9 protein-coding genes are annotated in these 9,086 nt (G+C 71.5%); 6 read left to right on the forward strand and 3 right to left on the reverse strand.

Going from position 1 to position 9,086, the window contains the following annotated elements; genetic code table 11:
* The first annotated feature begins 46 nt into the window (after positions 1-46).
* The 3 genes from IE206_RS24180 to IE206_RS24190 are packed head-to-tail and all read left to right on the forward strand — an operon-like array spanning position 47 to position 2,511.
* On the forward strand, positions 47-634 hold the full coding sequence (locus tag IE206_RS24180; protein ID WP_053725537.1) for a DUF5998 family protein: 588 nt from the start codon (positions 47-49) through the stop codon (positions 632-634).
* Entirely contained in the window at positions 634-1,821 is a 1,188-nt protein-coding gene (locus IE206_RS24185) for an alkaline phosphatase family protein (protein ID WP_189965428.1), read from the forward strand. The genes IE206_RS24180 and IE206_RS24185 overlap by 1 nt, the downstream gene beginning before the upstream one ends.
* Positions 1,822-1,860: 39 nt before the next feature.
* Positions 1,861-2,511, forward strand: a complete 651-nt coding sequence (locus tag IE206_RS24190) for a thymidine kinase (RefSeq protein ID WP_189965430.1) — start codon at positions 1,861-1,863, stop codon at positions 2,509-2,511.
* Positions 2,512-3,068: 557 nt separating this feature from the next.
* Here the strand turns inward: IE206_RS24190 and IE206_RS24195 are convergent.
* The 3 genes from IE206_RS24195 to IE206_RS24205 are packed head-to-tail and all read right to left on the reverse strand — an operon-like array spanning position 3,069 to position 5,547.
* Positions 3,069-3,350 (reverse strand): hypothetical protein, encoded by a 282-nt coding sequence (locus tag IE206_RS24195; RefSeq protein ID WP_189965432.1) that lies wholly within the window; start codon positions 3,348-3,350, stop codon positions 3,069-3,071.
* Complete coding sequence (locus IE206_RS24200) at positions 3,347-3,982, reverse strand: sigma-70 family RNA polymerase sigma factor (protein WP_226599785.1); 636 nt, start codon at positions 3,980-3,982, stop codon at positions 3,347-3,349. The genes IE206_RS24195 and IE206_RS24200 overlap by 4 nt, the downstream gene beginning before the upstream one ends.
* 14 nt (positions 3,983-3,996) lie before the next feature.
* On the reverse strand, positions 3,997-5,547 hold the full coding sequence (locus tag IE206_RS24205) for a sodium:solute symporter family protein (protein WP_189965434.1): 1,551 nt from the start codon (positions 5,545-5,547) through the stop codon (positions 3,997-3,999).
* Between the two features lie 215 nt (positions 5,548-5,762).
* Between IE206_RS24205 and IE206_RS24210 the strand changes: the two genes are divergently transcribed.
* The 3 genes from IE206_RS24210 to IE206_RS24220 all read left to right on the forward strand — a co-directional run bounded on the left by IE206_RS24210 (position 5,763) and on the right by IE206_RS24220 (position 9,080).
* The gene (locus tag IE206_RS24210) at positions 5,763-6,503 is read left to right on the forward strand and encodes an SDR family NAD(P)-dependent oxidoreductase (RefSeq protein WP_189965436.1); all 741 of its coding nucleotides are present in this window, start codon (positions 5,763-5,765) and stop codon (positions 6,501-6,503) included.
* Between the two features lie 483 nt (positions 6,504-6,986).
* Complete coding sequence (locus IE206_RS24215; RefSeq protein WP_226599783.1) at positions 6,987-7,175, forward strand: DUF3311 domain-containing protein; 189 nt, start codon at positions 6,987-6,989, stop codon at positions 7,173-7,175.
* Between the two features lie 78 nt (positions 7,176-7,253).
* Positions 7,254-9,080, forward strand: a complete 1,827-nt coding sequence (locus IE206_RS24220) for a non-ribosomal peptide synthetase (RefSeq protein WP_189965440.1) — start codon at positions 7,254-7,256, stop codon at positions 9,078-9,080.
* Positions 9,081-9,086 lie beyond the last annotated feature (6 nt).

Consider the following 9,086-nt stretch of genomic DNA (forward strand, 5'->3'; position numbering starts at 1 on the left):
GCTCTGAGGGGCCGTCCGCCCCGTGCGGCAGCTTAAGATGGACCCCATGGCGAAGACCGGTACGACGACCCAGGGGCTCCGCGCGGCGATCGAGCGCAGCGGCTACTACCCGGCCCTCGTGGCCGAGGCGGTGGAGGCCGCGGTCGGCGGGGAGCCGATCGCGTCGTACCTGGTGCACCAGGAGACCACGTTCGACGCCAACGAGGTACGCCGCCATGTGACGGTCCTCGTGCTCACGGACAACCGTTTCATCGTCAGCCACACCGACGAGCAGAACGCCGACACCAGCTCCCCGACGCCGTACGCGACCACCTCCACGGAGTCCGTGAAGCTCGGCCGGATCTCGTCGGTCGTGGTGAGCCGCGTCGTGGCCAACCCCGAGTCGTACACGCCCGGCACCCTGCCCCGCGAGGTCGTCCTGACCATCGGCTGGGGCGCGGTCGCCCGGATCGACCTGGAGCCCGCCGCCTGCGGCGACCCCAACTGCGACGCCGACCACGGCTACACCGGCAACTCCACCGCCGACGACCTGAGCCTCAGGGTCAGCGAGGCCGGTGACGGCCCGGACACGGTGCGCCAGACGCTGGCCTTCGCCCAGGCGCTGTCCGAGGCGACCGCGGCGACCGGCCGCTGATGGCGCAGCCCGCCTGGCAGGACGTCGAACCCCTCGCCCTCGACACCGCACCCGTCCCCGAGTACGGCACCGGATCGCTCGCCGATCTGCTGCCCACCCTCGTGGCGGGCCAGGGCGTACCCGGATTCGAGCAGCGGATCGCGGAGCTCACCCCCGCCGACCGCAACTGCGTCTTCCTGATCGACGGCCTCGGCTGGGAGCAGATCAAGGCCCACCCGGACGAGGCCCCGTATCTGCACTCCCTGCTCGGCACCTCGCGCGGCGGCACCGGCCGGCCCATAACCGCCGGGTTCCCCGCCACCACCGCGACCTCGCTCGCCTCGGTCGGCACGGGCCTGGCCCCCGGCGAGCACGGCCTGCCCGGCTACACCGCGCGCAACCCCGACAGCGGCGAGCTGATGAACCAGCTCCGCTGGAAGCCGTGGACCGACCCGCACGCCTGGCAGCCGTACCCCACCGTCTTCCAGCTCGCCGACCAGGAGGGCGTGCACACCGCACAGGTGTCCTCGCCGGACTTCGAGCACACTCCGCTCACCAAGATCGCGCTCAGCGGCGGCAGCTTCCGCGGCCGGCTCTCCGGCGAGGAGCGCATGGACCTCGCGGCGGACCAACTCGCCGCCGGGGACCGGTCGTTGGTCTACACGTACTACTCCGAGGTCGACGGCAAGGGCCACCGCTTCGGCGTCGACTCGGACGCCTGGCGCGGCCAGCTGATGTACGTCGACCGGCTGGCCCAGCGCCTGGCCGAACAGCTTCCGCCGCGCGCGGCCCTGTACATCACCGCCGACCACGGCATGATCGACATCCCCTTCGACGAGCAGTCCCGCATCGACTTCGACGAGGACTGGGAGCTGCGCGCGGGCGTCGCCCTGCTCGGCGGCGAGGGCCGGGCCCGCCATGTGTACGCCGTGCCGGGCGCCGCCTCGGACGTGCTGACCTGCTGGCGCGAGGTGCTCGGGGAGCAGTTCTGGGTCGCGAGCCGCGACGAGGCGATCGCGGCGGGCTGGTTCGGCCCGCACATCGACGAGCGGGTCTACGGGCGGATCGGCGACGTGGTCGCCGCGGCCCACGACGACGTCGTCATCACCGCCTCGCGGCGAGAGCCCCACGAGTCCCTCATGGTCGGCAACCACGGCTCGATGACCCCGGTGGAACAGCTCGTACCGCTCCTCGAAGTACGCTCGTAACCACCCTCCCCCACCGATCTGAAAGGCCGTCACCTTCCCATGCCCGAGCTGGTGTTCTTCTCCGGAACGATGGACTGCGGAAAGAGCACCCTCGCTCTTCAGATCGAGCACAACCGCTCCGCTCGCGGCCTCCAGGGCATGATCTTCACCCGCGACGACCGGGCGGGCGCGGGCAAGCTGTCGTCCCGGCTCGGCCTGGTGACCGACGCGGTCGAGGCCGCCGACGGCTTCGACTTCTACGCCTACCTCGTCGCCCACCTCTCCAAGGGCGGCCGCTGCGACTACGTCATCGCGGACGAGGCCCAGTTCCTCGCGCCCGAGCAGATCGACCAGCTCGCCCGGGTCGTCGACGACCTCGAACTCGACGTCTTCGCCTTCGGCATCACCACCGACTTCCGCTCCAAGCTGTTCCCCGGCTCGCAGCGCCTCGTCGAACTCGCCGACCGGGTCGAGGTGCTCCAGGTCGAGGCGCTGTGCTGGTGCGGCGCCCGCGCCACCCACAACGCCCGCACGATCGGCGGCCAGATGGTCGTCGAGGGCGCCCAGGTGGTCGTCGGCGACGTCAACCAGTCGCAGGACGAGATCGGCTACGAGGTCCTGTGCCGACGCCACCACCGCCGCCGCATGACAAGCGCCTCGGCCCGAGCGGCGGCCCTGTCCCCGGACGTGCTGCCTGTCGCGGCGCCCTGAACGGGCGTCGACGTCGCCCGCGGTTTCAGAGACGTCCCGACGAGGGGGCCCTGCCGAGTGCCGTCACCGCTAGGGCCGCGACGGCGAGTCCGCCGCCCAGCCACATTACCGCGGTGACCCCGGCGCCGTCCGCGGCCGGCCCTCCGGCCGGCGCGCCCAGGGCGATCGCCCCGTTGAAGACGCCGACGAACAGCGAGGACGCGGCTTCGCGCTTCTCGGGAGCCGAAGCCAGCAGTCAGGTCTGAGTGCTGGCCTGACACCCCAGGGCCTTCCCGTGCCGGCCGGATCCGGCGTCAACACGCTCCAGGAAGGGCTGAGTCTGGTGGCGGCCGACCGCGGCGCCATGCTGCTGTGCCGGTCCACGGCCGACTGCCACGGGCGCCGCGACTCCCTCACGTTCGTCCCGGTGCAGGGCCTGCCCGACTCCGAGCTGGGCCTCGTCCGCCGTCGCCTGCGGCCCTCCGCGCAGGCGGAAGCCCCTTCGCGCTGGCGGTCGGTGAGGCGACGGGAACGGCTGCCTGGCGACGGGTGCCGCGCGGCTCTTCCCGCAGCGGGATCTACCGGCCGAGCGGCCGGGAGCCGTCGCCCGTCGTGCCGGGGGCGCCGTTGTAGAAGATGACGTGGTTGTCCGGCGAGGCTCCCGAGAGTTCCAGCAGGCCGATGGTGCACACGGCGCCGACGATCAGGAACACCAGCAGGGCGACGACGCATCTGCGGCGGTATTCGCGGCGGCGCCAACGGGCCTGCTCCTTGCGGTAGGACTGGCGGGATTCGTCGGGCACGGCGGAGGCGACGTTGTCGAGTGTGTCCCGCAGCAGCTCCTCCATGCGCGCACTCACCGGACACTCCCCGTCATCGTTTCCGTCAGCTTGGCCATTCCGCGAGCGGTGTGTGACTTCACCGCACCGACGGATATCTTCATCGTGTCGGCGACCTCGGTCTCCTTGAGGTCGAGCCAGTACTTCAGGACGATCGTCTGGCGCTGGCGCGCGGTGAGACCGCGCAGCGCTTCTATCAGGGCCCGCTGGTCGTCGTTGAGCAGTACCTGTTGTTCCGCCGAGCGGACCTGTTCGTCGAGTTCCTGGTAGCTGTGCCGGCGGGCGACGCGAATGCGGCGAATGCGCATGCGGGTCAGATTGCAGACAATGGACCGGAGATATCCGATCGCGGCGCCGGGTGTCTTCAATTTCGCCCAGCGGCAGTGGAGTTGGTAGAAGGCCTCGGACACGACGTCCTCGGCCTCCTGGTCCGCGCCGAGCAGCACCGCCAGCCTGAGCAGCTGGGCGTAGTACTGGTCGAAGAGGTGGGCGATGGCCACTTCACGGTCGGCGTCGCGCAGGTCGAGGGTGATTCCCGGGCCGGCTCCCGGTGGCACTCCCGTCGCCTCGGGGCCGGGTGCGGCGGAGGGGCCGGGCGGGCGTACGGGGGCGGGGCGGGACGGTCCGGGGTGTCTCGGCAGGAACGGTTTCACGACGGGGTCCTCACTCACTCGACGACGAAGGCGTACTTGGAGCCGCGCCGTTCCCAGGCGGCTCCGCCGGCGATGCTGTCGTGACCCCGTGGGACGCCGAGCGGGCCGAGGAGGGGGGTCAGCACCGCGGCGGTGACGAGGTTGACCGCGAGGGCGGCCATCGCCACATAGACCGGGGCGTGGAAGGGGCCGATTCCGAGGTCGACGACGGAGGAGAATCCGTGCAGCCCCGCCAGGGCGGTTCCCAGGACCATGCCCGCCGCCCAGCCGATGAACAGGGCGCGCTGGTGGAACCACTGGGTGAAGAGGGACAGCGCGACGGCGGGCAGGGTCTGCAGGATCCAGATGCCGCCGAGCAGATGGAGGTTGATGGTGTCCTGGGGCTGCAGCAGCAGCGCGAAGGCGACCGCCCCGGCCATGATGGCCAGCGACGCCCCGCGCGCGACGCGGACTTCGTGCTTGGGCGTGGCCGTGGGGTTCAGGTACTCGCTGTAGACGTTGCGGACGAGCAGCATCGCCATGCTCATCGCCATGACGACCGCCGGGAGCAGGCCGCCCACGGCGAGAGCCCCGAACAGCACTCCGGCCAGCCAGTCCGGAGCCAGCGTGCGGACCAGCATCGGTACCGCCAACTCGGCGTGGCCGGAGGGGGTGTGGCCCCCCGATGCGAGGGCGGCGACGCCCAGAAAGGCGGAGAGGCCCAGGGACAGGCTCCAGGCGGGGAGGAAGTTCGTGGCGGCGCGCAGGGTGTTCCCACTCCGGCTGGCCAGGGACACCAGCAGGACCTGTGGATACATCAGCTGGGCGAGGGCGGAACCGAGGGCGAGCGTGGCGTACGCGGTGAAGCCCTGCGGCGGCACGCCGATGGTCAGGCCGTCGGTCGCGATGCGATGGTCGGCCAGCGCGAAGACCCGTCCGGGCGGGCCGAGTTCGGTGACGGCCAGGGTGACGAGGACGGCCACCATGGCGCCGATGAGCAGTGCTTTGACCACCGACATCCGTGCGCACGCACGCAGCCCCCCGGGGTGGGTCACCAGGGCGAACAGGGCGAAGAGCAGAGCGAGTGCCGCGCCGCCCGCCAGGCTGGTGGGGGCGATGCCCATGGAGCGCAACACCGCTGTCATGCCCACCACTTGAAGGGCCAGGTAGGGCATGGTCGCCAGGATGCCGGTCAGGGCGACGGCCAGGGCCAGCGGCTGCGATCCGTGCCGCGCGCGGACGTAGTCGGCCCCGGTGATCAGGCCGTGGCGCGCGGCGATGTCCCGCAGCCGGGGGAGCAGCACCATGATGAGCGGCGAGAGCAGCATGGTGTACACGAGGGAGTAGAGCGCCAGGCCGCCGGTGCCGAACATCAGCCCCGGTACCGCGATGTAGGTGTAGGCCGTGTAGACGGTGCCGCCCAGGAGCAGGCTCGTGGACGCGGTGCCGAGCCCTCGGCCGGCGAGGGCCCAGCGGGCCGGGTGCGGAAGTTCGTCGCGCGGTGCCCCGCGCGCTCCGGCGAGGGCCGCACCACCTGTGATGAGTGCGAACCCGACCGCGATGGCCCCGTTGATGATGCCCCCCAAGCTCCGGGAGCGCGTGCCCGTCCGCGGCTGCCGGACCGGCTCGGCCGCTGGAACGGGATGATGACGCCCTACCCTGAATTCCACAATGCGGAAAGTGAATTCCACTTGGTGGTACCCTACGGATCACGTCGCGGGGGCGTCAAGGCCCTTTCCCATGCGGACGGGTTGGCTCGGAACATCCCGCTTGTCCCCGCTTTCGACCTGTGGAGGTATTCGTGAACGAGGCTCGTGTCGCGCTGATAACCGGCTCGTCATCGGGAATTGGTGCCGCGGTGGCCCGCCGTATGGCCGAGGCCGGAATGTGCGTGGTCATCAACTCGACGACCTCCGTCAAGGCCGGCGAAGAGCTGGCCGCCGAACTGCCCCGGGCCATCTATGTGCAGGGCGATGTCTCCGACCCGGCGGATGCGCGGCGCCTGGTCGGGGCGACCGTCGAGGAGTTCGGCCGGCTCGACGTCCTGGTGAACAACGCCGGGCTCACCCGGTTCATCCCGCTCGACGACGTCGAGGCGGTCGACGATTCGGTCTGGCGGGAGATCTTCGACGTCAACGTCATCGGAACCTGGCACATGATGAAGGCGGCCCAGCCGCACCTCAAGGCCACCGGATCCGGCTCGATCGTCAACATCTCGTCCGTCTCGGGCGGCCGGGCCATGGGCAGCTCGATCCCGTACGCCGTGAGCAAGGCGGCCGTCGACCACCTCACCCGGCTGTGCGGCGCGACGTTCGGTCCCGAGATCCGGGTGAACGCGGTGGCGCCCGGGCTCGTGGACACGCCGTGGTACGACGAGGCTCCCGAGGTGTGGGAGGGCTCGCGGGACTGGATCACCGCCAACACCCCGCTGCGCAGGGTCGGCTCGCCCGAGGACGTCGCCGAGGCGGTCTTCGGCCTCGCGCATGCCGCGTACACCACCGGGTCCGTGCTGACGGTGGACGGCGGACGGCATCTGGTCTGAGGCCAATTCGCGACAAAGGGCCGGTCCTTGGCGGGGACCGGCCCTTTTGTCTGCCCGGCGACGGGCGACGTGACGCACGCCACTTCGAAAAGCCGGCCGGTGACGTAAACCCAACCGGGAACTCGCGCAACTAACACTCGGAAGCTTCGGCGGGAGTGCAAGGGGGCAATCCCGCCGCGGTGTTTCGGGGGAATCCGCGGGCCCGTCGTGGCATCGCGACACCCCCTTTCACCGTACTGGCCGCCGACGGCCCGATTTCCGCCATCTGGAAAGCGAACCTCCGCACGGAAGAGACAGAACTCTTTCGCTGCCGCGAGGTCGCTTTGGGCAGCCAGAAACTTCACCGGCACTCCGGAAAGGAGAACACGACATGACCCTTCGCCTTCCGGGACGCCGTCCGTTTTCCCCGGGCGCCGGATCAATCCACTGGGAGAAGCAGTTGTGGTGGCGAGGCGAAGATCCGGAGAGAGACGACGCAAGTCCTTGGGGCCCCGGGCCTGGGGCCTCCTGCTCGTCGTGCCGATCGCGGCTCCCGCTCTGGTTATCGTCGTCCGCCCCGACCGGCCGCGGCTGTGCGGAATCCCGTTGTTCTACTGGCTCCACCTGGCCTGCTGCCTGCTGAGCGTCGCCGTCACCACGGTGGTCAACCACCGGATCAGAAAAGCCCGTTGAGCCGCGCTCCCGGGACCCGCGCCGCGCTCACCGCGCCCCCGGACACCACGAACAGACTTCGAGCAGAGGAATTCATCCATGGGTACGTATCCGCGAGCCGGCTCGCCGAAGGGCGAGCGGCACGGTGTCCACCGCATCGTCGCCGAGCGGGTGGCGCAGTGTCCCGAGGCCTGCGCGGTCCGGGATCCGGCCGGGGCCTCGCTCACTTACCGAGAACTGTGGCTGCGCGCCGGGTGGATGGCTTCCGCGCTGGCGGCGCGCGGGGTGCGCCCGGGGGACCCCGTCGCGGTCGACCTCGACCGCGGAGTGGACCTCGTGGTGGCCCTGCTCGGCATCGCGCGGGCCGGAGCCGCGTATCTGCCGCTCGACGCGCACGCCCCGGCGGAACGGGTGACGGGGATCCTCCAGGGAGCCGGCGTCCGCGTCGCGGTCGTCGCCGAGGGGGACGACCGGCGGCAGCGGCGCCTTCAGAACGCTCCGGCGGTGACGCGCCTCGCAGTGCCGGGCGGCGACCCGGGCCACGAGCCGGTGCCGGACGTCGCGGTGGACGAGGAGGCGCCGCTGTACATCGGCTACACCTCGGGATCCACCGGCGTGCCCAAGGGCGTCGTCGTGCCGCACCGGGGTGTACGCCGCCTCGTCACCGGGGCCACCTACTGCACCATCGAGCCGGGCGACCGGGTCGGCCACATCGCCAACCCGGCGTTCGACGCGACCACCTTCGAGGTCTGGGGCGCGCTGACCGCCGGGGCCACCCTTGTCGTCCTGCCCTCCGTGGCCGATCTCGCCCTTGAGCGCTGGACCGCCCTCGTGCGTGACGAGGGCATCACCACCCTGCTGCTGACCACCTCGCTGTTCCATCTGGTGGCCCGGGCGCGGCCGGACGCGCTCGGCACGCTGCGCACCCTGCTCGTCGGGGGCGAGCAGTTGGAGATCTCCGCGGTCCGCCGGGTGCTGGCCGCGGCCCCGCCCGAGCGGCTCGTCAACGCCTACGGTCCGACCGAGGCGACGGTGATCGCCGCCTCCTTCGACTGCACCGAGGAGTCGCTGGCGGGGCGGGAGCGCATGCCGGTCGGCCGGGCGATCCAGGAGACACGGATTCACGTCCTGGACGAGGACCTGCGGCCCGTGGAGCCCGGCGCGACCGGTGAACTCTGCGTCGCAGGCCCGGGCGTGGCCATCGGCTACCTGGGGCTGCCGGAGCGGACCGCGCGGTCCTTCGTGCCGGAGCCCGGCACCGGCGAGCCCATGTACCGCACGGGAGACCTGGCCAGGCTGCTGCCGGACGGTGAACTGGAGATCGTGGGCCGCGCCGACCGGCAGGTGAAACTGCGCGGTTTCCGGATCGAGCTGGAGGAGATCGAGCGCGCGGCGGTCGCGACCGGCCACACCGAGGCGGCTTTCGTCGCGAAGACCGGCGAAGGCCCCGACGCGCGGCTCGTCGCCGCCTGCCTCGCCTCGTCCGCCCCGCCGAAGGAGACGGCCCGCCGGCTCGGCTCGGACCTGGCGTCGGCGCTGCCCGCCTACATGCTCCCCAGCCGCTGGACGGTCCTCGGCACGCTGCCGCTCACCAGCACGGGCAAGGCGGACCGGCGGCGGATCGAGGAACTGCTCGACCTTGGCCCGGAGCCGGCCGGCGCGGGCGGGGCGGAAGCGGGCCCGGACCTCGGCGACCCGCTCCTGAACGTACTCGCCGGCGTCTGGGCCGAACTCCTCGGCACGCGCGCGATCGGGCCCGGCGACGACTTCATCTCGCTCGGCGGCAACTCGATCCTGGCGACCCAGGCGGCCTCCCGGATCGGCGAACTGCTCTCGGTCGACATCGAGCCCGCAGATCTTCTGCTCGCCCCCGACCTCGGCGAACTCGCCCGGCAGCTGGGCCGGTCGGAGGTGGCGCTGCCGTGACGCGCC

It is taken from the genome of Streptomyces violascens (assembly GCF_014649955.1).
Classification (GTDB): Bacteria; Actinomycetota; Actinomycetes; order Streptomycetales; family Streptomycetaceae; genus Streptomyces; species Streptomyces violascens.

Excerpts from the sequence above, each read along its gene's own strand:
- IE206_RS24180 (WP_053725537.1), top strand. The coding sequence starts at position 47 with ATGGCGAAGACCGGTACGACGACCCAGGGGCTCCGCGCGGCGATCGAG.
- IE206_RS24185 (WP_189965428.1), top strand. The coding sequence starts at position 634 with ATGGCGCAGCCCGCCTGGCAGGACGTCGAACCCCTCGCCCTCGACACC.
- IE206_RS24190 (WP_189965430.1), top strand. The coding sequence starts at position 1,861 with ATGCCCGAGCTGGTGTTCTTCTCCGGAACGATGGACTGCGGAAAGAGC.
- IE206_RS24220 (WP_189965440.1), top strand. The coding sequence starts at position 7,254 with ATGGGTACGTATCCGCGAGCCGGCTCGCCGAAGGGCGAGCGGCACGGT.